This is a genomic window from Pseudomonas sp. TH41 (assembly GCF_016650695.1).
Lineage (GTDB): Bacteria > Pseudomonadota > Gammaproteobacteria > Pseudomonadales > Pseudomonadaceae > Aquipseudomonas.
In genome coordinates this window covers 1,994,115-2,017,557 of the sequence record NZ_JAEKFH010000003.1, presented here as the reverse complement: position 1 = coordinate 2,017,557, position 23,443 = coordinate 1,994,115, and the positions used below count along the sequence as shown (strand labels likewise).

The following is a 23,443-nucleotide window of genomic DNA, read 5'->3' as shown; positions in this document are numbered from 1 at the left end:
CATGGCCGTAGTGTTTGTATCGGTAATTGCAAGGGGTAGCAATGGAGGCACGCAGAGAAACACCGCTTGGCGGCACCGATGGTCCGCACGCGGCGCCCGGCGTCTGGGCGATTGTTCAGCGCTGGATGCGGTGGGCGCAGGAACACTGGCTGTTGCCGATTCTGGTATTGGCCGCGCTGGTGCGTTTCTACGACCTGACGGCGGCGGCCATCTGGGGTGATGAAGGGTCCAGTCTGCTGCTGAGCCAATATTCCCTTGCCGGAATCTGGGTGCACGCGGCCCATGACGTACACCCACCGCTGTATTTCCTGTTATTGCATGGCTGGATCGAGCTGTTCGGCGACGGTATTTTTTCGATCCGTATTCTCAGCGCATTGCCCGGGATCGCCACGGTATGGCTCGGCGTCTGGCTGATGGACCTGCTCGCCACCCGGCGTGCCGCGTTACTGACGGGTTTCCTGCTGGCGCTGCTGCCCACGGCGGTGCGTTACAGCCAGGAAGTGCGGATGTATTCGCTGCTGGGTGTGTTGTTGATCGGCGCCACGATTGCTCTGGTCTACTGGGTCAGACACCCCCGGCGCGCGCGTTATTTGGTGGCCTATACGTTGCTGATGACTGCTGCGTTCTACACCCACTACTTCACCGCGCTGTGTGTTCTGTGCCACTGGTTGTATCTGGGGCTGATCCGCGTACAGCCAGGGTATCGCCTGCGCAATATTCAGCGTCCCGGCTGGTGGCTGGCGAACGTGGCGATCATGCTGTTGTACCTGCCGTGGGTGCCGAATCTGATCGATCTGATTCAGCACATGGATCAGCTCAAAGCCAATGGCGACGTGGGGTGGGAAACGCCTGTCACGCTCGGCTCGTTGCCTTCGATGCTGTGGTCGTTTCTGATGCAGGACGATGGCGAAAACCTGCCGACGCTGATGTTCATCGCGCTGCCGCTGGCGTTACTGGCCATCGCTGGCGTGGCACTGGCGCGGGATCGCAGTGTCTTTCGTGGCAGCGTGCTGCTGGTGATCTACACGGCGCTGCCGTTGTTGCTGCTGTTCGGGATGTCGTTTATCACGCCGGTATTCATCGAGCGTTACCTGACGGCCTATGCCCTGGGGCTGCCAATGATTGTCGCGCTGGCCATTGATCGCCTGTATTCAGGCTTTCGGGTGCTGGCGCTGACGGTGCTGGTGCTGTTCGTCGGCGTTGAGCTGGTGGGCCTGAAGAACAACGCCACGGTGGATATCAATGATCAGATCAGCGTCATGGTCGACTACGTGAACCAGCACTTCGTGGCCGGCGACCGGATCGTCACCAGCGATATGCTCTGGTACCTCAGCTACGTCTATTACAACCGCACCGACGCAAAACCGCTGCTGTACACCCCGCCGCTGGCCAATGGTGCTTCGAGTCGGCCTAATGCCTATGGTTTTGGCACACTGGTCACTCAGGACATCTATCTCGACAGCCTTGGCAGCTTGCCCAAAGGCAATGGCCGAGTGTGGTTGATCGGCACCGTGGATGTGCCGGACGAGTTCGCGCCCTTGCCCGCAGGCTGGCAGAGCGTTGGCGAAACCCACGCCGGCGGCGCCAATGCGCGTTTGTTCGTACTGCATTGAACCGATGGCAGAAGGTTTAACGGGTTTCCCTGATCGCTGATTGCTCAAGGTTTCGACAAGTCTGCCATCCCCTTGAGCAATTCGATCGGCAGCGGGAAGACGATGGTCGAACTCTTGTCCCCGGCAATCGAGCTCAGCGTTTGCATGTATCGCAACTGCATGGCGCCTGGTTGACGGCCAAGCATTTCGGCGGCCTGCATGAGTTTTTCCGAGGCCTGCAATTCACCTTCGGCGTGGATCACTTTAGCCCGGCGTTCCCGCTCGGCTTCGGCCTGTTTGGCGATGGCGCGGACCATCGATTCGTTGAGGTCCACGTGCTTGATCTCGACGTTGGCGACCTTGATGCCCCACGCGTCGGTCTGGGCATCGAGCACTTGCTGGATGTCGATGTTCAGCCGTTCGCGCTCGGCCAGCAGCTCATCGAGTTCATGTTTACCGAGCACCGCCCGCAATGTGGTCTGGGCCAGTTGGCTGGTGGCCATGAGAAAGTCCTCGACCTGGATGATCGCTTTCTGCGGATCGAGCACCCGGAAGTACAGTACGGCATTGACCTTGACCGAGACGTTGTCGCGGGTGATCACGTCTTGAGGCGGCACGTCGAGGACCACGGTACGCAAGTCGACGCGGACCATTTGCTGGACCACCGGAATCAGCAGGATCAGGCCTGGGCCTTTGACCTGCCAGAAGCGGCCGAGCTGGAACACCACCCCGCGCTCGTATTCGCGCAGGATGCGGAAGGTCGATCCCGCCAGCGCAATGACCAACAGCAGCAGTGCGGCAAAACCCAGTTGCAGGCCCATGTTTATTCTCCAGCCGACGCCGCGTCAGCCGCGGCCACTTGCAGCAGTAATCCCTTGCGCGCCACTACCCGGACTTGCTGCCCCGGTTGCAGTGGCGTAGCGCTGAGTATTTGCCACTGTTCTCCTTGCAGGTGCACCCAGCCGCTGTAGGCATTGCCCGGCCGTAATGACGTCACCGGGGCTACGCTGCCGATGAGGCCGGCATCGCCGCTGACCGTGTGGCGCGGTCGGGTTTTCAGGGCGTGGATCAGCAGGAAAATCAGCAGCAGGGCACTCACCAGCCCCAGGCCAATCATCAAAGGAACGGGCACTTCGGTGTTGCTCAGAATCACCGCACCGATCACGAACATCACAATCCCGCCCAAACCGATCACGCCGTAATTGGGCAGGGCCGCCTCGGCGATCAGAAACGCGATGCCGAACGTGATCAGCCAGATCCCGATGGGGTTGGGAACCAGCAGCACGACGGTGTCCGCCGCGAACGCCGATCCGCTCAAGGCCAACAGCAGCGCAACTGCACAACAACGAGTATTCACTGGACCCTCCGGGAGAGTCTTGGGTGGCTCTGTATACAGTCTAGTTGAGCCTTTTGTTGTATGAATTTTGCTCAATTGTCGACATCGTCCGACCGGAAGATTTCCCGCGCGATTGCGCCAGCGGGCCTAGACTTTGAGATGGAGCGAACAGGTTTAACCATCGTCCGCCACAAGCAGTCGCGGACACCGAGGTGCATCATGCGTATGGCAAGAACCGTGCAGAGCAGCCTGGAGAAGGCGCACTGCGAATATGACGTCGTCACCCACCCACACTCGGCCAGCAGCCTTGAAACGGCGCGGGTCTCGGGCATTCCTGCCGAACGGGTGGCCAAATCGGTGATCCTCGACGACCACCACGGTCATTACCTGATGGCCGTGCTGCCGGCGAGCCGTCACCTGGACCTGAGCAAAGTACGTGGCAGCGGTGAATGGCAAGTCACCCGGGAAAGCACCCTGGCGCACCTGTTCACCGATTGCGAACGCGGTGCGGTGCCGGCATTGGGTGAGTCGTATGGGCTAGACATGGTCATCGACCCTTTGCTGACCCGGCAAAAAGACATTTACCTGGAGGCCGGTAACCACAACAACCTGCTGCACATGAGCATGCCGGAATTTCTGAAAATGGTGCCGCATGCCGAGGTGTGTGAGTTGAGTCATTGAGTTTTGCGGCGTCAGTTACACCATCGCGAGCAAGCTCGCTCCTACAGGGAATACGCGACCACCTGTAGGAGCGAGCTTGCTCGCGATTGACTGCGCAGCAGTCATCCAATCATTTGCGATAAAAAAGGAGCCCGACATGGAATCCCCAACCCACAGCCTCCCCTCCCTGTTCAAACAACTGGGCCTGGACCACGACCCGGTCAGCATCGACCAATTCATTGCCACTCATTCCCCGCTAAAACCCGAGCTGCACCTGGCGGATGCGTTTTTCTGGACCAAGTGCCAAGCGGAATTCTTGCGTGACGAAATTCTGGATGATGCCGATTGGGCGGAGGTGGTGGACCAGTTGGATGTGCTGCTGAGGAAGGGGCGAGGCGGTTAAACCTGACCAGATGCGTAGAAATTGTTTCAAAACTTGACCAGCTTTCCTCTCAAATGGCATATTGATAGTTAGCAAACTAACAGTGTGTCTTTTCCCGTGCCCAATACCCTCGACGCGCTCCAGATGAACATCAGCACCGCCATGGTGGTGGCCGCCAGGCATTGGCGGAAGATCTGCCAGACCACGCTGGTCAATTATGGAATCTCCGAAGCCTGCGCCGTTCCGTTGTTGATGATCGGGCGTTTGGGTGAGGGTGTGCGTCAGGTGACGGTGGCGCAGGCGGCGGGCATGGAGAGTCCGTCACTGGTGCGCCTGTTGGATCAACTTTGCCATTCCGGCTACGTCCGTCGGACCGCAGACGCCAATGACCGTCGCGCCAAATGCCTGAGCCTGACTGAGACTGGCCGCGAGTTGGTTCAGGCTGTGGAAATCGAGTTGGTGCGCTTGCGCAATGAAGTGCTCGAAGGGATCGATCAGGGTGATCTGGAAGCAACGCTGCGGGTACTGAGAGCCTTTGAAGGGGCCAACCCGCCGTCGGCGGTGAACCCTTGAGCGGTTTTTTCGCTGGCGTACCTTCGGCGCGGGATTGGTTCTATGGCGTGCGCACGTTTGCCGCCTCGATGATTGCGCTGTACATCGCCCTGCTCATGCAGATGCCGCGTCCTTATTGGGCGATGGCGACGGTTTATATCGTTTCCAGCCCGTTTGTCGGCCCGACCAGTTCCAAGGCTCTATACCGCGCGGTCGGCACCTTTTTCGGTGCGGCGGCGGCGGTTTTTTTTGTGCCGATGTTTGTCCAGAGTCCTTATGTGCTGGTGGTGGTCATTGCCCTGTGGACCGGGACTTTGTTGTTCCTGTCCCTGCACTTGCGCACCGCCAACAATTACGCGCTCATGCTCGCCGGGTATACGTTGCCGCTGATCGCCTTGCCCGTGGTGAATAACCCATTGGCAGTGTGGGATGTGGCCGAAGCGCGGACTGAAGAAATCTTCCTCGGCATCGCCGTAGCGGCGGTGATGGGTGCCATGTTTTGGCCACGGCGGCTGGCGCCGGTGTTCAACGATTCGGTGAGCAAATGGTTCGCCGATGCTTCGACCTATAGCCTGCGTTTCCTCAGCCGCAACGTGCAGCCAGACGAAGTCAGCACCCTGCGCTCTGCGATGGTGACGACCTTCAACAGTCTGGAATTGATGATCGGTCAGCTGCCTCACGAGGGCGCGCGGCCGCAAACGGTGCGTAATACCAAAGAACTGCGGGGACGGATGATTCACCTGTTGCCCGTGATCGACGCCCTCGACGATGCGCTTTATGCGCTGGAACGGCGTACGCCCGAACGGGTGGACAAGTTCGCGCCGCTGCTGACCGCGACCACCGAATGGCTCAAACACAACGACGCCGACCTCGGTCGCTGGCAGTCGTTGAAAGATCAGCTCGAAGCGCTGCAACCGTCCGCCGAGGCGCTGGATGATCGCAAGCAACTGCTGTTCTCCAACGCGATCTATCGCCTCGGCGAATGGATCGATTTGTGGCAGGACTGCCGCAGCCTGCAAGTCGCCATCCGGTGCGAAAGCCAGGACAGCTGGCGCGCGGTGTATCGGCACTGGCGCCTCGGTCGCCTGTCGCCGTTTCTCGACCGTGGGCTGATGTTCTATTCGGCGGCGTCCACGGTGACCGCGATCATCGTCGCCTCGGTGCTGTGGATCCTGCTCGGTTGGACCGACGGCGGCTCGGCCGTGATTCTGGCGGCGGTGGCGTGCAGCTTCTTCGCCTCGATGGACGACCCTGCACCGCAGATCTTCCGGTTCTTTTTCTGGACGTCGATGTCGGTGTTGCTTGCCAGCCTTTATCTGTTTCTGGTCCTGCCCAACCTGCATGACTTCCCGATGCTGGTGCTGGCGTTCGCCGTGCCGTTCATTTGCATCGGCACCCTGACAGTAAAGCCGCAGTTTTATCTGGGCATGCTGCTGACCCTGGTGAACACCTCGTCTTTCATCAGTATTCAAAGTGCTTACGACGCGGACTTCCTCAGTTTCGCTAACTCCAACCTGGCGGGCCCCATCGGGCTGCTGTTTGCGTTTGTCTGGACCCTGATCGCCCGGCCGTTCGGCGCCGAACTGGCGGCCAAGCGCCTGACCCGTTTCAGCTGGCGCGACATCGTCAGCCTCTCCGAGCCGGCCACACTGGCCGAACACCGGCACTTGGGCGTGCAGATGCTCGACCGCCTGATGCAGCATCTGCCGCGGCTGGCCATGACCGGGCAGGACACCGGGATCGCGCTGCGAGAAGTACGCGTGGCGCTGAACGTGCTCGACCTGCTCGCCTATACACCGCGAGTGCTCGGCGTTCCGCAAGCATTGCTGCATCAAGTGGTGGCCGAGGTCGGCGAATACTTCAAGGCGTGCCTCAAGGCTGACGAGCGTCTGCCGGCACCGAGTGCGTTGTTGATGACCATGGACCGTACGCGCCGCGCCCTGAACCGCGAATGCGATGAGGGCGCCCGTCTACATCTGTTGCACGCCCTGAGTGGCTTGCGTTTGGCATTACTGCCCGGCGTTGAATTCCTCGGCACCGGCAATCTCGAAGAACCGCTTCCCCATGGCATTGAAGGAGCGCCTTTATGATCGGTGATATGGATATCAGCGGGGTGTTCCTGCCCACGCTGCTGGTGCTGATGGGCATTACGTATGTGTTGTACCTGTTGGTGCACGGGTTGCTGACGCGCCTGCACTTTTACCGTCTGGTCTGGCACCGGGCATTGTTCAACGTGGCTCTCTACGCTTTGCTGCTTGGCGCCGTGGACTCACTCAGTCGATACCTGATGACATGAAAAAACCCTTTTTGACCCTCGGTCGCGTCGTTTTGACCCTGCTGATCGTGACCTTTGCCGTCGTCATAGTCTGGCGCATGGTGATGTATTACATGTTTGCGCCCTGGACCCGCGACGGTCACATCCGTGCGGACATCGTGCAGATCGCCCCGGACGTGTCCGGCCTGATCCAGCAAGTGGAAGTGCGCGACAACCAGTTGGTGACGCGCGGCCAGGTGCTGTTCAGCATCGATCCGGACCGTTTCAAACTGGCGTTGCGCCAAGCCAAGGCCGCGGTCGCCGACCGCCAGGAAACCCTGGCTCAGGCGCAGCGCGAAGCCAAGCGCAACCGTGGCCTGGGCAATCTGGTGCCGGGTGAGCAACTGGAAGAGAGTCAGTCCAAAGTTGCCCGCGCCGAAGTGGCGCTGATGGAAGCTCAGGTGGCGGTGGACAGTGCTCAACTGAATCTCGACCGCTCGGTGATCCGCAGCCCCGTGGACGGTTACGTCAACGACCGCGCGCCGCGCACGCAAGAGTTCGTCAGCGCCGGGCGGCCGGTGTTGTCGGTGGTGGACAGCAATTCGTTCCACATCGACGGTTATTTCGAAGAAACCAAGCTGGACGGCATTCATGTCGGCCAGAGCGTCGACATCCGTGTGATTGGCGATCGCGCTCGACTGCGCGGCCATGTGGAAAGCATCGTCGCCGGCATCGAAGACCGCGACCGCAGCATTGGCAGCAACCTGCTGCCAAACGTCAACCCGGCGTTCAGCTGGGTGCGACTGGCCCAGCGGATTCCGGTGCGGATCGCCTTCGACGACGTCCCGGCGGATTTCCGCATGATTGCCGGGCGAACCGCGACGGTATCGATCATCGACGACCAACAGCAGGAGCCGTCTAAATGAGCAGGGCCTCAGGTTTGGCGGTCGCCGGATTAGGCCTGTTGCTGTCGGCGTGCCAGGTGGTCGGGCCGGATTATCACTTGCCGGACGAAGCCGCCATACACCGCGAGGATTTGCAGGGCGAACTGGCGGTGAACGGCAAAAATGTCGTCTCTGCGCCTGTCCCCAGCGATTGGTGGCGCTTGTATCAGGATCCGCGCCTCGATCAATTGGTCCAACAGGCGATGGCGTCCAACACCGATTTGCGCGTGGCGGCAGCGAGGCTCTCGCGGGCTCATGCTCAGGTCGACGAAGCGCAGGCGGCGGGCGGCTGGAGTGGCGGTGTGAAGCTCGGCGCCCAGCGTTTGCAGGAGTCTGGCGAAGCGTTCTTAATACCCGAAAAAGTGCCGGTGGCCAATGTGGGCGATATCGGCATCACCACGTCTTATCAGTTCGACCTGTTCGGCACGTTGCAGCGCGGGATCGAGGCGGCCAAAGCCAATGCCGACGCCACACAAGCGGCGGCCGATACGGCACGCATCACCCTGGTGGCCGATGTTGTTCGTGCTTACACCCAGATCTGCGCGGCCAATGAAGAGCGGGAAATTGCTCAGCATTCCCTCGATTTGCAAGGCCAGAGCACGACGTTGATCCAGCGTCTGCGCGATGCCGGGCGAGGCGATGAAACCCAGGTCACCCGCTCGCAAACCCAATTCAAATCCTTGCGCGCCGACATGCCGCGTTATGAGGCGGCGCGTCAGGCCGGGTTGTTCCGGTTGTCGATGTTGCTGGCCAAACCGGTGGATCAACTGCCGACCGGCACCGCCACCTGCGCCGAGCTGCCGAAGATTACGCAATTGTTGCCGGTGGGTGATGGCGCCACCTTGCTCAAGCGCCGTCCCGATGTGCGTCAAGCCGAACGTCAGCTGGCGGCGGCGACCGCCGGCATTGGCATTGCAACCGGCGAGTTGTATCCGGACATCAGCATCGGCGCGACCGTCGGTACGGTCGGTATTTTGGAAGACCTCGGCAAACCGGCGACTAACCGCTGGGGCTTCGGCCCCTTGCTGACCTGGACCGTGCCGTCCAACGGCTCTCGGGCACGCATCCGTGAGGCTGAGGCGACGACCCAGGGCACGCTGGCGCATTTCGATGGTGTGGTGCTCAACGCTATCCGCGAGACCCAAACCGGCCTGGCGCAGTACTCCGCGCTGTTGCAACGCCGTGATGCCTTGGCCGACGCCGAACAATCGGCGCAACTGGCGGCAGACCAGACCCACCGCTTCTTCCAGGCCGGCCGCGCGTCGTTTTTGGCAGATTTGCAGGCCACGCGCACCTACACCGATGTGCGGGCGCAATTGGCTTCCGCCAACACCCAGGTTGCCATGAGCCAGATCGATTTGTTCCTGGCTTTGGGTGGCGGCTGGGAAAGCGGACGAACGCAAGGCTCACAACCCGGCAAACCCTGACGCCGTTGCTATGCTTTGACTTGATGAGGTCGCGCGTCGATCTCATCAATCAAGGCTCGCGTTGGTCATGGGGATTCCAATAATGAAAAACCCTTATGCTCCCGGCTTCTGGTGCGCTATTGCAGCGTTGGTGTTGCTGTCGGCCACCTATTTCTACGGCATCATGCTGGCCCACCAGATCGACAAGGCTCTGGTGTTCCTCGACAGTGCCACTGCGCTGATTGCCGTCATGGCCATCGTGGTGGTCGCCTGGGCTTCATTCCAGGGCCAGCGCATCAAAAAAAGACAGCTCGAACAAGGCAAGACCCTGGTGCTGATCTGGGACACCAAGGTCGCGCTACGCCGGGTCGAAACGGTGTTCGATCGATATTTCTGGGGCAGCTACTGGCAACCGGGGCGCACGTTCCAGGAAGTGATGGGCGAACTCACCGGCACACCGCTGGAAAAAAGCCTCGAAACCTTGAAGAAGCAGTGCCTGGCGCTGGACAAGCAAGTGGCCGACGAGGGGCGGCACTGGCTAAACAACGCCCGCGAATTGTCCGATGTCGCCACCGCCATGGCCCGCGAGCGCTATCAACTGGACGTTTGCGACCCGCGTGCGGAAGTAACGGGCGGGGCGGTGATCAATCGGGATTTCGAAGTGCTGGTGTATACGTGGACTGCGCGGCTGAAAAGCTTTGATCATCAGCTCGATGAGATCGAAGTCCAGTATTCATAACTGCGAAAAAGATCGCAGCCTTCGGCAGCTCCTACAGGGAAACGCATTCCAATGTAGGAGCTGCCGAAGGCTGCGATCTTTTTCGCGGGCACCGCTAATAGACACTCTTTAACCTTTAATGATTGGGCCGCCCTGCGCGCCGGGTGCTAATCTCCATCGCACTTTTAGCGGAGTCGAGCCGTAACCCGTCACGGGTTCAGGGAAGACGACCACACCTTCAACAACGGACATTGATGGGTCATTCATGAATAAATCAGCAGGCGTGCTTCTAGGAATTGTTGTCGCCATCGGTGCGATCAGTGCCGGCGGTGCGTGGTTCACCGGGACCAAACTCGAAGGCGTGCTGAACACCTCGATCGCTGATGCCAACAAAGAGCTGCAGACCACGCTGGTCGGTTCCAGCGGCACGGCGTCGCTGGAGCTGGTATCGCTGGAACGCCATGTTTTCAGCAGTACCGCGCACTACCGCATGAAGGGCGAAGGTGAAATGTTTGGCGAGGCGCCGGTCGAGCTGCTGTTTGTCGATCACATTGAACACGGTCCATTGCCGTTCTCGCGCCTGATGTCGCTAAAGTTGCTGCCGGTCATGGCCACCAGTCATTACGAGCTGGAAAAAACGCCGATCACCGAGAAATGGTTCGCTGCCGCCAAGGACAAATCGCCGCTTACGGGCGTGGTCAACATCGGCTACGACAATTCCACCAATGGCACCCTCGAATTGCTGCCACTGGACCTCGCGCTCGACGACAAGTCCAACCTCAAATTCTCCGGTCTTAACCTCGACGTCGCTGCCAGCCCTCAGGCACAGAAGGTCAAGGCCAACGGCTACATGGACAGCCTGACACTGAGCACCGTGGCTGAAGACCAGACGCCGGTTAAAGTCGAATTGAGTGGCCTGACCATGGCCAGCAACCTGGTAAAAAGTACCTACGGCTACTACACCGGCGAAAACACCCTCGAGCTGACCGACAGCAAAACCACCTTCGGTGCGAAGCAGTCGGTGATGGGCTTCAAGAAATTCGAGATGAAGAACCAGACTGAGGAGTCGGGCACTAGCGCTTCGGGGCGTGCCGATTACAAAGTGGGCGAAGTGTCCTTGAACGGCAAGACGGTCGGCTCTGCGCAGATGGCCATGAGCCTGAAGAATCTCGACATCCCGGCCACCCTGTCGTTGATGCAGATTTACCAGACCAAACTGCAACCGTACGAGAGGGCCGCCGCCGAGGCTGCCGCCGCGGGTGAACCGGCGCCAGAGCTGGTCTTGACCCCGGCCGAAGAGGCGCAGGTGAAAGCCGGTCTGGAGAAACTGCTGGGGGCCGGTCTGCAGGTGGCGCTGGAAAATCTGTCGTTCACCACTGCCAACGGTGAAAGCCGCGCCAACCTGGTGCTCGACCTGACCAAACCGCAATCCATGGACTTGCCGCCAAACCTGCTGACCCAACAGCTGATCGCGCTGCTGGACATCAATGTGCAAGTATCCAAGCCCATGCTCGTTGACCTGCTGAGCGTGCAGTCGCAAATCGCCGGTCAGACCGACGCCAAAGTCATCGCCGATCAGGCCACCGCCACCGCCGACATGTTCAGCAGCATGGCGGTCGGTTCACAGTTGGCAAAGCTGGACGGCAACAACGTCGTTACCAAACTGCACTACGCCAACAATCAGGTGGAATTCAACGGCCAGAAGATGACCGTCGAAGAGTTTGTCAGTTTCCTGATGAGCAAATTCGGCGGGAGTGTCACGGTCCAGTAAAACCGCGGGAGCATGCCTTACACGGCTAGCCGGGTCGCAATGCCCTGGATGCATTGGGCTCAGACTGCCCCTCTGTAGGAGCTGCCGCAGGCTGCGATCTTTTGACTTTCAAGATCAAAAGATCGCAGCCTGCGGCAGCTCCTACAGAGGATTCGGGGGTGTCGAAGAGTGCGTTCAACCGCGTATCAGCTGCCACGCCTCATCCACCGGCAGCGGCTGCTTCATACGCTCGGCGAGCAAGGCCATCATCCGCTCTTCATCGCAGGCCACCGCCGCCACCACCACACCGTTTTTGCCGAACAGCCCGATAAAAGGTGGGTGGTCAGGGTCGCCCTTGAACTCGACCTCATCCCAGGCTTCGGCGTGGCCCAAGTAGTCGTAGTTTTTGCCGAAATGCCAGGTCCAGAAGTACGGCACGTCGAGGTAATGCTCGTCGCCGCCGAGCATATTTGCCGCCGCGATCCGCGCCTGTTGCTGGGCCAGGCGCCAATGTTCGATGCGTTGGGGCTGGCCGCTGAGGGGGAAGGTGGCGATATCGCCGGCAGCCCAAAGCCCATCGGTTACACGCATTCCGCCGTCGACGGTCAGTGATTGATCTTTTTCCATGGGCAAATCGGCAAACGCGTCGGTAGCCGGGCTGACGCCAATACCGACCAACACCAAATCTGCCGCTAAACGTTGGCCATTATTCAACCGCACCCCTTCGACCCTGGTGGTTCCTTCGATCTGCGCGGCTTCGCCATCGGTATGAAACACCACGCCGTTGGCCTCATGCAGGGCACGAATCGCCTTGCCGACGGCTTCGCCGAATTGCGCTGCAAACGGTACTGCGTGGCGAGCCAGGACGGTGACGTCCAAACCGTATTGACGCAGGGACGAAGCGGACTCCAGGGCAATAAAACTGTCGCCGATGATCACGGCACGTTGGCCGGGCTTCGCCGCGTTCAGAATTTGCTGCGCCTGCGCCTTTGAGCGCAGCAGGAAGACCTGCGGCAAATCGGCACCGGGCAACGTGAGAGGGTTGGGCGTGCCACCGGTGGCGAGTAATGCGGCGTCGTAGCTCAGCGATTGGCCATCGGCCAGCTGCACAGTCTGGGTTGCGGTATCCAGGTTCGTCACTTCACCGTTTATTCTCTCGATCCGCTGCTCGCGGTAAAAGTGTTCATCGCGCAGCGGCGGGATTTCTTCCAGCGGCATCTCCCCGGCAATCACGAATTTGCTCAAGACCGTGCGGTCGTACCCGGCGCCGGGTTCGCGGTCAATCAGGACGATCCGGCCACCGAAACCTTTTTCCCGCAGCGCCGCCGCACCGGCTGTGCCTGCGGCGCCAGCACCGATGATCAGAAAGACCCGGTCATCGTCCGCCGGCGGGGCATGGGCGTCGTGCATGGGCTGATCCTCGACCCATACCTCGTCCTCGCGGATCTCCAGCCGGTAGCGCTGAAGGCTGTCCAGCGCTGGCGGTTCGCACAGTGCACCGTCCTCGATCCTGTACGCTGCTTTGTGCCACGGGCAAATCAAGCGTCCATGGCACAGCGCACCCTCGGCCAGTGGTGCCCCGGCGTGAGGACATTCGCCCTGATAGGCGCGCAATTGATCGCCGACCCGCAGCAAAAGAATTTTAGTGTCCGCGATCCGGACTTCCAGTCCTCGGTCTTCGGGCACATCGGCGAAACGGGCGACGCGGTGCAGTGTCATGGTCACTCTCCAGACAGGCGTTTCACTTAAGAGTTTGGCCCTTATCCCGAGGTTCAGCCAAATCCCTCTGCCAAGGCACGAGCGGTCCAGCTATAGTTTGCACGCCGACCACGGCCCCACCCGCAAAAGGTGTTCCGGAATGACCCGATTGACCTCTTTGAACCCTTGGCTGGCAGCGGTTGCAGTCGCCCTTTGCGTGCAATTGCCCGCGCTGGCCCAGGAGCGTTTCACCCTGAACATCCCAGGTGTTACGGATGACCGATTGTTCACGTCAGCTGCCGCCAGTGATGCTCCGGGTTGCGGCGGACACAATGCATCACCGGCGCTGAACTGGAACGCCGGTCCGGCGGGTACCCTTAGCTACGCCATCGTGATGCACGATCCTGACGGCCAGAAAGGTCAGGGCGTCGATCACTGGGTGCATTACGGCATCAAAGCCACGACCCACCAGATCCAGCCCGGCGTCGGCGCTAAACCGGGCCTCGAAGGCGTGGGGGGCACCAACACTAAAGGCACCACGACCTATGTCGGCCCTTGCCCGCCGGCTGGCGATAGCGCGCATCACTACATCATCCAGCTCTACGCCCTGGACCTGGCTCCGGACGCGTTACCGGCCGGTCTGACCCGCGTGCAGCTACTGGAAAAAATCAAAGGCCATGTGCTGAAAAACAGCAGCGTGGTGCGGCGCTATCACCGCTGAGGTTTTTTCAGCCGTCTTAACCCGAATCGACGGGGCTGTCCGTCTCAGAGAATGAATGGATCAACTTCCTCCTGAGGTCAGCCCGATGTCCCTCGCCCGACTCAAGGAATTGAAGAAAAGCCGAGAAGAAAAGCGCTCGGCAATTTGGCATCGCCTCCTGAAAGCGCGCACTATCGGCCTATAGCCGATGCGTTGGAGGAACCATGGCGAAAAAAATCGACCGCATCGCCCAAATGCTCAACTGCCCGGTCAAGGGTGAAGAATTACGGCGAGCTGTGACTGAGAGTCGTAAGGAGTTTCTTCTGGCTAAGCAGGCAGAAGAAGCGCTGGAGGAAGACGTCCTTGAGGATGAAGAGATTGAGGACGACGAAGACGATGACTACGACGAGTTTGACTGGACGACAGAGTGAACGAGTCGCTGTTTGTTCGGTGGTGTGCACTACCTGGTGCGCATCGATCTGGTGAGGGTGCGCACCTCGTCGAACTTCCGCTATTAACCCCTGCTATGCCCGTACTCCGATGAATAGCTCCAATTCTTTCGGTAATGACTGTTGGATCGCAATTTCTAATTGTTGGACCTGCCTGCCGGTTAATGGGAGCTCGCCATTAGCCTCCGCCGCTAAGCTGTCCCAACCCAATACGTCCATAACCGCTTGCTCAAATTCAGGACTTACGTCGAACTCAAATTTGATCGAATCGTCTTCGTTGTCGCCTGCCAGGAAGCCCGTAATCTCTAAAAACATTATTGCTCTCCGATATCACTTTGATGTGGTTCGCCCTGGTTCAGCACCCTTTGTACGTTCTCCCGTATCGGGGTTGAACTCTCCCAAATGCTTACCTTGCTTGTCGTAGAGTTCAATTCTGCCGTTCTCATAATCCCATTCATAAATTCTGCCCTTGCGATCTTTCCAACGACTTCGTTTTTTGCCTCCGCCTTGGACGCTCGACATTTGTTTTGCGCGTGTGGCGTCTGGGAAGGCCGTCAGTGTTTTAGGAGCGGGATGGTAGCTGTAGTCGCCGCCAAAAGGCCGAGCAAACACCACATACAGCGACTTCAAACCCGTATCTACTGGGAAGACCAGAATACAGTCGTCAGTGGTGATGTCTGCGCCGGGGAGGCCTTCGATCTGACTGTCTGTGTTGTCCGGGATCGGGTGTACCAGGATAGTGCCGAGCTGTTCTCCGCTGCTGTCGGGATAGATCAGCGGCGGCATTTCTCCCAGTGGCCCGCGCTGGGGCGTCCACAGAATAGTGATGCCATTGAGCTTGGCTTCCAAGGCGGTTTTACCGGCGTTCCACGTGGCTTGCACCGTGCGTACGGTGTCGTCGCCTGATGCGGTGGTGTGGATGCCGTAGACCTGTAATGCGCCCTCGGCATCGCGACGAAACTGAAAACGCACACGGGTAGGCGCGTGGGTCATTCTGCGCAACTGAGTGTCGGTATGGAGCGTGCCGTCGCCCATCTTGGTCGGGAGCATGCCCAGTATGAAAACACTGGCAGGCCCGCCCGCACCGCGTATTGCCCAATTGAGACGCTGTTGCAGGATGCCGCCACCGGCCATGCGACCTAGTGCCAGATCGGCGCCGAGTGCCGTCGCTACGGCGGTACTGGCCGACGGAAAAAGCATGGCGCCCGCGACCATTACCTTGCCGAAGTTCGAAGCCGGCTCCGGAGCGGTACCGGCGTCGGTGCTACACCAGTTATCGGGGATACAGGATTTGGCAAAGACCTGATCGTCGCGAGGCTTGGTCTGTGGCCATGGATCTTTTGGGGGGATGTAGGCCGGTTCAGGCGCTGGCGCTGATCTCGCGATGAAGCCACCGCCTGAGCTGGTAAAGCGTTCCTTTACCAACAGCAAATCACCCTTGCGCACGGCTTCGACAATTTCTCTGTCGCTGCTGATGCGCGAATGGCTCCCAAAATTAGCGGGTCCTTCGATGTTGTGGCGACCTCGCATCAGTGCATCGCTTACCAATTGGGCGGCAGTGCTGGGGCTTTCGGTTTGTTCGAGGCCCTTGTCGGCATTCCTTATCAAACGCATGGCGTTCCCTTTGGTTAAGTCCTCGGGGAGGCATTCTGGAGAGCGTGAAGCGCGCCGGGCAAAAAATAGTTTTGCGGCATTTGTCCGAGCTGGCTGTGCGTCCTGAAACAACGCCCACAAAAAAGCCCCAGGCCCATAAGGCCTGAGGCTTTCTCGTTTCCACTATATGGTGCACCAGGCGGGATTCGAACCCACGACCCCTGCCTTCGGAGGGCAGTACTCTATCCAGCTGAGCTACTGGTGCAATGCGGGCGCCATGATACTCATATGCACCGCGGGCGTCCATGCTGCTGAATCGTCTGTGTTTTTCTAAAGCGTAACCTGCGTTTGCTACGCTGATCAGAAAAATGAGGCAAATGCGGCGTTTTCGTTCTTTTTTTCGAACAGCCTATTGTCCTTTACCCCCTTTGATCCTAGGATTCGTTTGAGATTTCAAACGCTCTTGTCTGGGTGCTGAACCGCACGAGTTGAATCAGTGCGCTATTTATGTGCTTCAGCCCGGTGAATGATTTCCCTGACGGCAGCCTTTTCAGGCGCCTTTCTACAATCATAATTTGCTCCGCGCGTGCGCGGTGCTGTTAAGGAAGCCGACATGCAGCTTAAAGACACCCAGTTGTTCCGCCAGCAAGCCTTCATCGATGGCGCTTGGGTCGATGCGGACAATGGTCAGACGATCAAGGTCAACAACCCGGCAACGGGCGAAATTCTGGGTACCGTGCCGAAAATGGGCGCTGCCGAAACCCGCCGTGCGATCGAAGCTGCTGACAAAGCGCTGCCGGCCTGGCGTGCACTGACCGCCAAGGACCGCGCTAACAAGCTGCGTCGCTGGTTTGAACTGATCATCGAGAACCAGGATGACCTGGCTCGCTTGATGACCATGGAACAGGGCAAGCCATTGGCCGAAGCCAAGGGTGAAATCGTTTACGCCGCTTCCTTTATCGAGTGGTTCGCCGAAGAAGCCAAGCGCGTCTACGGTGACGTGATTCCGGGCCACCAGCCAGACAAGCGCCTGATCGTGATCAAGCAGCCAATCGGCGTGACCGCTGCAATCACCCCGTGGAACTTCCCGGCGGCCATGATCACCCGTAAAGCTGGCCCAGCGCTGGCTGCCGGTTGCACCATGGTGCTCAAGCCTGCTTCGCAAACCCCGTTCTCCGCGTTCGCTTTGGCTGAACTGGCCCAGCGTGCCGGCATTCCTGCCGGTGTGTTCAGTGTGGTGTCCGGCAGCGCCGGCGACATCGGCAGCGAGCTGACCAGCAACCCGATCGTGCGTAAATTGTCCTTCACCGGCTCGACCGAAATCGGTCGTCAGCTGATGGCTGAATGCGCCAAGGACATCAAGAAAGTGTCCCTGGAACTGGGCGGCAACGCGCCGTTCATCGTGTTCGACGACGCGGACCTGGATAAGGCCGTTGAAGGCGCAATCATTTCCAAGTACCGCAACAATGGCCAGACCTGCGTCTGCGCCAACCGTCTGTACATTCAGGATTCGGTCTACGACGCATTCGCCGAGAAGCTGAAAGTGGCCGTGGCCAAGCTGAAGATCGGTAACGGTCTGGAAGACGGCACCACCACCGGTCCGCTGATCGACGAAAAAGCCGTAGCCAAGGTGCAAGAGCACATCGCTGACGCCGTTTCCAAAGGCGCCACCGTGCTGTCCGGCGGCAAGTCCATCGAAGGCAACTTCTTCGAGCCGACCATCCTGACCAACGTGCCGAACAATGCTGCCGTGGCCAAGGAAGAAACCTTCGGTCCATTGGCGCCGCTGTTCCGTTTCAAAGACGAAGCCGACGTAATCGCGATGTCCAACGACACCGAGTTTGGTCTGGCCTCGTACTTCTATGCTCGCGACCTGGGTCGTGTGTTCCGTGTGGCTGAAGCCCTGGAATACGGCATGGTCGGCGTCAATACCGGGCTGATCTCCAACGAAGTCGCGCCATTCGGCGGCATCAAGGCATCGGGCCTGGGCCGTGAAGGCTCCAAGTACGGCATCGAAGATTACCTGGAAATCAAATACCTCTGCCTGGGCATCTAAGTCCGGCTAGGCATTGCTTCAAACGCAAAGGGCACGAGAGCGCTGTCCCTTTGCGTGCTTCAAACGGAATTTTATCTGTGGCCGGGAAAGCTGTGGCAGTCGATCATCGCATGCTGCCGTAGTTGCCTCCCCGCCGCATTTTCCTTGAACCACGCCGCCCGATGAGCGGTGAATGAGGACTTTATGAGCAAGACTAACGCATCCCTGATGAAACGCCGCGAAGCCGCTGTACCACGCGGTGTTGGCCAGATTCACCCGATTTTCGCCGAGTCCGCGAAGAACGCCACCGTGACCGACGTTGAAGGTCGTGAGTTCATCGACTTCGCCGGCGGTATTGCCGTGCTGAACACCGGCCACGTGCACCCGAAAATCATCGCCGCCGTGACCGAGCAGCTGAACAAGCTGACCCACACTTGCTTCCAGGTACTGGCTTACGAACCGTACGTAGAAGTGTGCGAAAAAATCAACGCCAAGGTGCCAGGTGATTTCGCCAAGAAAACCCTGCTGGTGACCACCGGTTCCGAAGCGGTAGAAAACGCCGTGAAAATCGCCCGTGCCGCCACTGGCCGTGCCGGCGTGATCGCTTTCACCGGCGCTTACCACGGTCGCACCATGATGACCCTGGGCCTGACCGGTAAAGTCGTGCCTTACTCGGCCGGCATGGGCCTGATGCCAGGCGGCGTGTTCCGCGCGCTGTACCCGAACGAACTGCACGGTGTGAGCATCGACGATTCGATCGCCAGCATCGAACGCATCTTCAAGAACGACGCCGAGCCGCGTGACATCGCTGCCATCATCATCGAACCGGTTCAGGGCGAAGGCGGTTTCTACGTCGCGCCTAAAGAGTTCATGAAGCGCCTGCGTGCTCTGTGCGACCAGCACGGCATCCTGTTGATCGCTGACGAAGTACAGACTGGCGCTGGCCGTACTGGCACTTTCTTCGCCATGGAACAGATGGGCGTTGCTGCCGACCTGACCACCTTCGCCAAATCCATCGCTGGCGGCTTCCCGCTGGCCGGTGTGTGCGGCAAGGCCGAATACATGGACGCCATTGCTCCAGGCGGCTTGGGCGGCACCTACGCGGGTAGCCCGATTGCTTGCGCCGCGGCCCTGGCCGTGATGGAAGTGTTCGAAGAAGAACACCTGCTGGATCGCTGCAAGGCAGTCGGCGAGCGTCTGGTCACTGGCCTCAAAGCCATCCAGGCCAAATACCCGGTGATCGGTGAAGTCCGTGCCCTGGGCGCGATGATCGCGGTCGAGCTGTTCGTTGATGGCGACAGCCACAAACCGAACGCTCCAGCGGTAGCCGCCGTCGTGGCCAAGGCGCGCGACAAGGGCCTGATCCTGCTGTCCTGCGGCACCTACGGCAACGTTCTGCGCGTCCTGGTACCGCTGACGTCGCCGGATGAGCAACTGGACAAAGGTCTGGCGATCATCGAAGAGTGCTTCTCCGAGCTCTGATTTATTTGTGAGCTGATCGACAAAAAACCCGCTTCGGCGGGTTTTTTTATACCGCCAAAAACACATGCTGCTGTATCGAATGGTCAGCATTGGATAAGGTGCAGAGATTGGCGAAGGAGTTGCAAATGATTGCTGTCGTGTTACCTGCTGTACCACGTGTGCTGATTGCCGAGGCTGACCCCTGGTCCCGCGATTTGCTCAAGCAGGTGCTGTTGAGTGTGCGTTGCGACGCACGGCTGGATCTGTGTGCCAATGGCCAGCAGGCGTTGGAATTGCTGGCAGCGAACCCGTACGATTTGGTGATCGCCGACTGGGAGTTACCCGGCGTCGATGGGTTGAATGTGTTGCGCAGTGTCCGTCAGCGCAAACGCAATCCGCCACTGCCATTCATTCTCATGAGCAGTCGCAACGACAGCGTCAGCGTGCGCGAAGCCTTGCCACTGGCGCCCAGCGCGTACCTGACCAAACCCCTGAATATGGAAACCCTGACTCATCGCCTGCAGGATTTGTTGTTGGACGCGGGTGAGTCGGTGTCTTGTGAGGCGCCGTCATTGGCGCCGGGCATGACGTTGTCGGTCTATCTGGAGCACCGTCGTGAGCTGGCGGACGGTGCGTCACTGATGATGGACGTGCAACTGGCGGTCAAACGCAGTCTCAACCCCAATGGCCTCGACTTGAAGGTGCTGGAAGACGAAATCCGCATCGATCCACAGGTCACCGCGGTGCTGATCGCCGCTGCCAACAGTGCGGCCCAGCATCATGGCGCGGCCGTGCAAACCTTGTCCCAGGCGCTGCACCGTCTCGGCACCGGGCAAAGTATGAACCTGATTCTGGGGCTGGCGCTCAAGCGCAGCGCCCGGCTCAGCGATCCGTTTCTGGCGGACTATGCCGAGCGATACTGGAACCTGTCGCTGCACACCGCCGAATACGCGCGGACGCTGGCGCGCTTGCTGGATCTGGATCAGGAGCGCTGCTATTGCGCGGGCCTGCTGCATCGCCTCGGCGACCTGGCGTTGCTGCGGTGTTTGCAGGAATGGAAGCAGGCCGGTGGTGAACTGGATGAATGGGAGGAGGTGGGCGATGCGCTGGCCGAATTCAGCGCGGCCTATGGTTCGGCGCTGCGGACCCGTTGGCGTTTACCGCTGGAGCTGCGAGAGCTGATTGCCGCTGTCTACCAGCTCGGTGGCGGGGTTTACTCCCGTGAAGCACTGGTGATGAACATGGCGGCGCAATTGGCGCTGCTGACCGAGCATGAGGGCGTTGAGGCGTTGGCCAAGAGCCGGACGGCTCGGCTGCTCAAGATTGGTTTGCCGGAGTTGATGCGTCTGCGCAAAAAATAAGCCTGATGCAAAACCCTTTGTAGGAGCGAGCTTGCTCGCGATTGTGTGTCAGTCGACACCCATGTGACTGACACACCATCGCGAGCAAGCTCGCTCCTACAAAGGGTTCTGCGTTGAGTGCATTAGCCGGAAATAATCCTGTTCTTCCCCTGGCGCTTGGCTTCGTACATCGCGGCATCCGCACGGGCGAAGAGGGTGTCGACGCTTTCGTCTTCGGCCGTGAGACTGGTCAGGCCCTGGCTGACGGTGATGCCGAAGGTCTGGTCGTCATGGCTGAAGCTTAATCGTTGAATCTCCCGTTGCAGGCGCTCAGCCACTTGCATGGCCATGTCCGGGGCGCAACCTGGGAACACGGCAGCGAACTCCTCACCGCCAACCCGCCCGAACACATCACCCCGACGTAAGGCTGCACGACCGCTCTCGGCGATTCGTTGCAGCACGGCGTCGCCTTCCTGATGGCCGTAGGAATCGTTGATCACTTTGAAGTCATCGATGTCCAGCAGCAGGAACGCCAGCGGCGTGCCGTTCTGTCGTGCCTGTTCGAACTCGCGATGGGCGCATTCGAAAAAGTGTCGGCGATTGCTGCTCTCAGTCAGCGCATCCGTGGTGGCCAGGCGTTGTAGCTCGGTTTCCATTTGCTTCTTGTCGGTGATGTCTTCGGCAAGGCCGACGATGATCACCGGCTGGCCGGGCTCGGCCTGACGATTGATGAAGCATTTGTCGCTGAGCCAGCGTATCTGGCCATCGGCCGCGATGATGCGGTACTCGCGGTCTTCAACGGCGCCCTTGTCCAGCACTTCGGCCAGGCTGCGCTCGGCGTACTCCAGATCGTCGGGGTAAATGCTGTCGCGCCATTGGTTGTAGTCGGACAGTAACAGGCCGGCGGAGCGGCCGAAGATCCGTTCATAGGCGGGGCTGACATACAGCACCTGACGGGTTTCCCAGTTGAATGCCCAAAGCACGGCGTTGACGCTCACCAGCAGGGAGCTGAACAGCTGTTCGCGTTCGGTCAGGCGCGCGACCTCGCCTTGGGCATGCATCAGCGCCATCAGGGTTTGCGCGGCCTCGGGCCACTGTGGAAGGGATGAGTCTTTCAGGTTTTTATTGACCATCGGCACAAATCTCAAAGGGCGTGCCGCGTGTTCGACAGCGGCCACAGCAAAGCCCGCCGGAGTGGCGAAGTGTCTTTGAGATAGGGGATTTGGTGCTAAGTTCCCGCCTTTCGTGGTGAGGGAGCTTGCTCCCGCCGGGCGGTATGGACGACGCGTTTTGTCAGTTAAAACGCGTCGTCAGGATTGCAACAGGTCAGACAGCGGCAGGGCGCAGGGAGTAGGTTTTCAGCTGATCGGCGAAATCGCGCAAGGATTGAATCCCGCTGGCCTCGGCTTCGTGTACCCAGTCCTTGATGGCGGCCAGCATGTCGTGACCATTTGAACTGGTCTTGACCCAGATCTGCTGCAAGGCCAGGCGTTTCTCGTAAATTACCTTCAGTGCCTGACTGTGCTCGAGCATGCTTTGGATGCGCGCGTGGTGTTTGTCATCCAGCAGGCTGGTTTCTCGCGATAGCAGGCGTTTGGCCCGGTGGAACTGGTGACGGACCGAGTGATCGACCTTTTCCAGCTCTTGCTTGACCAGCGGCGCGATGACCAATTTGCGGTACTGGGCCATGATCTGGAAGCGGTTGTTGAGGATGGCCATGGCGGTGTCCATGTCCAGGTTGCCTTTACCTTCAACCCGGTGGGCAATGGGGGCGACCCGCTGAACCTTGGCCAGACGGAAGAAACTGAAGACCTGGATCCAGGCCCAACCCAGGTCGAACTCCCACTTCTTCACCGACAATTTTGCCGAATTAGGGTAGGTGTGATGATTGTTATGCAGCTCTTCGCCGCCGATCAGGATGCCCCAGGGCACCAGATTGGTCGCCGCATCACGGCATTCGAAGTTGCGGTAGCCGATGGCATGGCCCAGGCCATTGACCACGCCGGCGGCCCACACCGGGATCCACATCATCTGGATCGCCCAGATGGTGATGCCGATGGTGCCGAACAGCAGCAAGTCGATGACGCCCATGATCGCCACGCCCAGCAGCGGGAAACGGCTGTAGAGGTTGCGTTCGATCCAGTCTTCGGGGCAGTTCTTGCCGTAGATACGCAGGGTCTCGGGGTTCTCCGCTTCGGCGCGGTACAGCTCGGCACCTTTGCGCAAAACGGTGGACAAGCCCTTGATGACCGGACTGTGCGGGTCATCGACGGTTTCGCACTTGGCGTGATGCTTGCGGTGGATGGCTGTCCACTCACGGGTGTTCTGCGCCGTGGTCAGCCACAGCCAGAATCTAAAGAAATGTTTCAGGCCGGCATTCAGCTCCAGGGAGCGATGGGCTGAATAACGGTGCAGATAGACCGTGACGCCGACGATCGTCACGTGGGTCATCAGCAGGGTGACTGCCACCAGCGACCAGGGCGACAAGCCGAGAAAACCTTCGTACCACATAGGCTATAGCGCCCTCGATAAAGAAAAAAACAGCCGTTGCATTATCACTAAGCCCACAGATA

Annotated in this window: 22 protein-coding genes and 1 tRNA gene; 15 read left to right on the top strand and 8 right to left on the bottom strand. The window is 59.5% G+C overall.

Annotation, left to right across the window (positions count from 1 at the left end):
- The first annotated feature begins 41 nt into the window (after window positions 1-41).
- Entirely contained in the window at window positions 42-1,613 is a 1,572-nt protein-coding gene (locus tag JFU37_RS11795) for a glycosyltransferase family 39 protein (protein WP_201115461.1), read from the top strand.
- A gap of 44 nt (window positions 1,614-1,657) precedes the next feature.
- On the opposite strand, the gene JFU37_RS11790 is transcribed toward JFU37_RS11795, so the two are convergent.
- Both JFU37_RS11790 and JFU37_RS11785 read right to left on the bottom strand, forming a co-directional pair.
- Window positions 1,658-2,413 carry a slipin family protein gene (locus JFU37_RS11790; protein ID WP_008034707.1) on the bottom strand — a complete coding sequence of 252 codons (756 nt, stop codon included), beginning with the start codon at window positions 2,411-2,413 and terminating at the stop codon, window positions 1,658-1,660.
- Between the two features lie 2 nt (window positions 2,414-2,415).
- Entirely contained in the window at window positions 2,416-2,949 is a 534-nt protein-coding gene (locus JFU37_RS11785) for an NfeD family protein (RefSeq protein ID WP_201115460.1), read from the bottom strand.
- Window positions 2,950-3,147: 198 nt separating this feature from the next.
- On the opposite strand from JFU37_RS11785, the gene JFU37_RS11780 reads away from it, so the two are divergent.
- The 9 genes from JFU37_RS11780 to JFU37_RS11740 all read left to right on the top strand — a co-directional run bounded on the left by JFU37_RS11780 (window position 3,148) and on the right by JFU37_RS11740 (window position 11,615).
- The gene (locus JFU37_RS11780; protein WP_201115459.1) at window positions 3,148-3,609 is read left to right on the top strand and encodes an aminoacyl-tRNA deacylase; all 462 of its coding nucleotides are present in this window, start codon (window positions 3,148-3,150) and stop codon (window positions 3,607-3,609) included.
- Between the two features lie 136 nt (window positions 3,610-3,745).
- Window positions 3,746-3,991: a DUF2789 domain-containing protein gene (locus JFU37_RS11775; protein ID WP_201115458.1), complete on the top strand. Its 246-nt coding sequence runs from the start codon at window positions 3,746-3,748 to the stop codon at window positions 3,989-3,991.
- A 123-nt stretch (window positions 3,992-4,114) separates the two neighbouring features.
- On the top strand, window positions 4,115-4,543 hold the full coding sequence (locus JFU37_RS11770) for a MarR family winged helix-turn-helix transcriptional regulator (RefSeq protein ID WP_201115457.1): 429 nt from the start codon (window positions 4,115-4,117) through the stop codon (window positions 4,541-4,543).
- Window positions 4,540-6,612: an FUSC family protein gene (locus JFU37_RS11765; RefSeq protein ID WP_201115456.1), complete on the top strand. Its 2,073-nt coding sequence runs from the start codon at window positions 4,540-4,542 to the stop codon at window positions 6,610-6,612. Before JFU37_RS11770 ends, JFU37_RS11765 begins: the two co-directional genes overlap by 4 nt.
- On the top strand, window positions 6,609-6,818 hold the full coding sequence (locus JFU37_RS11760; protein WP_201115455.1) for a DUF1656 domain-containing protein: 210 nt from the start codon (window positions 6,609-6,611) through the stop codon (window positions 6,816-6,818). The genes JFU37_RS11765 and JFU37_RS11760 overlap by 4 nt, the downstream gene beginning before the upstream one ends.
- Window positions 6,815-7,702, top strand: coding sequence for an efflux RND transporter periplasmic adaptor subunit (locus tag JFU37_RS11755; RefSeq protein WP_201115454.1), 888 nt, complete (start codon window positions 6,815-6,817; stop codon window positions 7,700-7,702). Before JFU37_RS11760 ends, JFU37_RS11755 begins: the two co-directional genes overlap by 4 nt.
- Entirely contained in the window at window positions 7,699-9,147 is a 1,449-nt protein-coding gene (locus JFU37_RS11750) for an efflux transporter outer membrane subunit (RefSeq protein ID WP_201115453.1), read from the top strand. Before JFU37_RS11755 ends, JFU37_RS11750 begins: the two co-directional genes overlap by 4 nt.
- Before the next feature lie 82 nt (window positions 9,148-9,229).
- A complete protein-coding gene (locus tag JFU37_RS11745; protein ID WP_201115452.1) occupies window positions 9,230-9,865 on the top strand; it encodes an NADH:ubiquinone oxidoreductase subunit N in 636 nt (211 codons plus the stop codon).
- Between the two features lie 244 nt (window positions 9,866-10,109).
- A complete protein-coding gene (locus JFU37_RS11740; RefSeq protein WP_201115451.1) occupies window positions 10,110-11,615 on the top strand; it encodes a YdgA family protein in 1,506 nt (501 codons plus the stop codon).
- 174 nt (window positions 11,616-11,789) lie between these two features.
- On the opposite strand, the gene JFU37_RS11735 is transcribed toward JFU37_RS11740, so the two are convergent.
- On the bottom strand, window positions 11,790-13,313 hold the full coding sequence (locus JFU37_RS11735) for an FAD-dependent oxidoreductase (RefSeq protein WP_201115450.1): 1,524 nt from the start codon (window positions 13,311-13,313) through the stop codon (window positions 11,790-11,792).
- A gap of 139 nt (window positions 13,314-13,452) precedes the next feature.
- On the opposite strand from JFU37_RS11735, the gene JFU37_RS11730 reads away from it, so the two are divergent.
- Together JFU37_RS11730 and JFU37_RS11725 are read left to right on the top strand one after the other, a co-directional pair.
- Window positions 13,453-14,013: a YbhB/YbcL family Raf kinase inhibitor-like protein gene (locus tag JFU37_RS11730; RefSeq protein ID WP_201115449.1), complete on the top strand. Its 561-nt coding sequence runs from the start codon at window positions 13,453-13,455 to the stop codon at window positions 14,011-14,013.
- Window positions 14,014-14,216: 203 nt separating this feature from the next.
- Window positions 14,217-14,423, top strand: a complete 207-nt coding sequence (locus JFU37_RS11725) for a hypothetical protein (protein WP_201115448.1) — start codon at window positions 14,217-14,219, stop codon at window positions 14,421-14,423.
- Between the two features lie 93 nt (window positions 14,424-14,516).
- Here the strand turns inward: JFU37_RS11725 and JFU37_RS11720 are convergent, their stop codons facing one another.
- From JFU37_RS11720 to JFU37_RS11710, 3 genes are all read right to left on the bottom strand, one after another.
- Window positions 14,517-14,756, bottom strand: coding sequence for a pyocin S6 family toxin immunity protein (locus JFU37_RS11720; protein ID WP_201115447.1), 240 nt, complete (start codon window positions 14,754-14,756; stop codon window positions 14,517-14,519).
- Between the two features lie 15 nt (window positions 14,757-14,771).
- Window positions 14,772-16,055: an S-type pyocin domain-containing protein gene (locus tag JFU37_RS11715; protein ID WP_242485724.1), complete on the bottom strand. Its 1,284-nt coding sequence runs from the start codon at window positions 16,053-16,055 to the stop codon at window positions 14,772-14,774.
- A 167-nt stretch (window positions 16,056-16,222) separates the two neighbouring features.
- A tRNA-Arg gene (locus tag JFU37_RS11710) sits at window positions 16,223-16,299 on the bottom strand.
- A 348-nt stretch (window positions 16,300-16,647) separates the two neighbouring features.
- Here JFU37_RS11710 and gabD point away from each other — a divergent pair.
- The 3 genes from gabD to JFU37_RS11695 all read left to right on the top strand — a co-directional run bounded on the left by gabD (window position 16,648) and on the right by JFU37_RS11695 (window position 20,891).
- Complete coding sequence (gene gabD / locus JFU37_RS11705; protein ID WP_201115446.1) at window positions 16,648-18,090, top strand: NADP-dependent succinate-semialdehyde dehydrogenase; 1,443 nt, start codon at window positions 16,648-16,650, stop codon at window positions 18,088-18,090.
- A gap of 183 nt (window positions 18,091-18,273) precedes the next feature.
- Window positions 18,274-19,551 carry a 4-aminobutyrate--2-oxoglutarate transaminase gene (gene gabT, locus JFU37_RS11700; protein WP_054050227.1) on the top strand — a complete coding sequence of 426 codons (1,278 nt, stop codon included), beginning with the start codon at window positions 18,274-18,276 and terminating at the stop codon, window positions 19,549-19,551.
- A 125-nt stretch (window positions 19,552-19,676) separates the two neighbouring features.
- The gene (locus JFU37_RS11695; RefSeq protein ID WP_201115445.1) at window positions 19,677-20,891 is read left to right on the top strand and encodes a response regulator; all 1,215 of its coding nucleotides are present in this window, start codon (window positions 19,677-19,679) and stop codon (window positions 20,889-20,891) included.
- Between the two features lie 122 nt (window positions 20,892-21,013).
- Here the strand turns inward: JFU37_RS11695 and JFU37_RS11690 are convergent, their stop codons facing one another.
- Window positions 21,014-22,003: a GGDEF domain-containing protein gene (locus JFU37_RS11690; RefSeq protein ID WP_201115444.1), complete on the bottom strand. Its 990-nt coding sequence runs from the start codon at window positions 22,001-22,003 to the stop codon at window positions 21,014-21,016.
- A 193-nt stretch (window positions 22,004-22,196) separates the two neighbouring features.
- Window positions 22,197-23,381 carry a delta-9 fatty acid desaturase DesA gene (gene desA / locus JFU37_RS11685; RefSeq protein WP_201115443.1) on the bottom strand — a complete coding sequence of 395 codons (1,185 nt, stop codon included), beginning with the start codon at window positions 23,379-23,381 and terminating at the stop codon, window positions 22,197-22,199.
- Window positions 23,382-23,443: the final 62 nt, after the last annotated feature.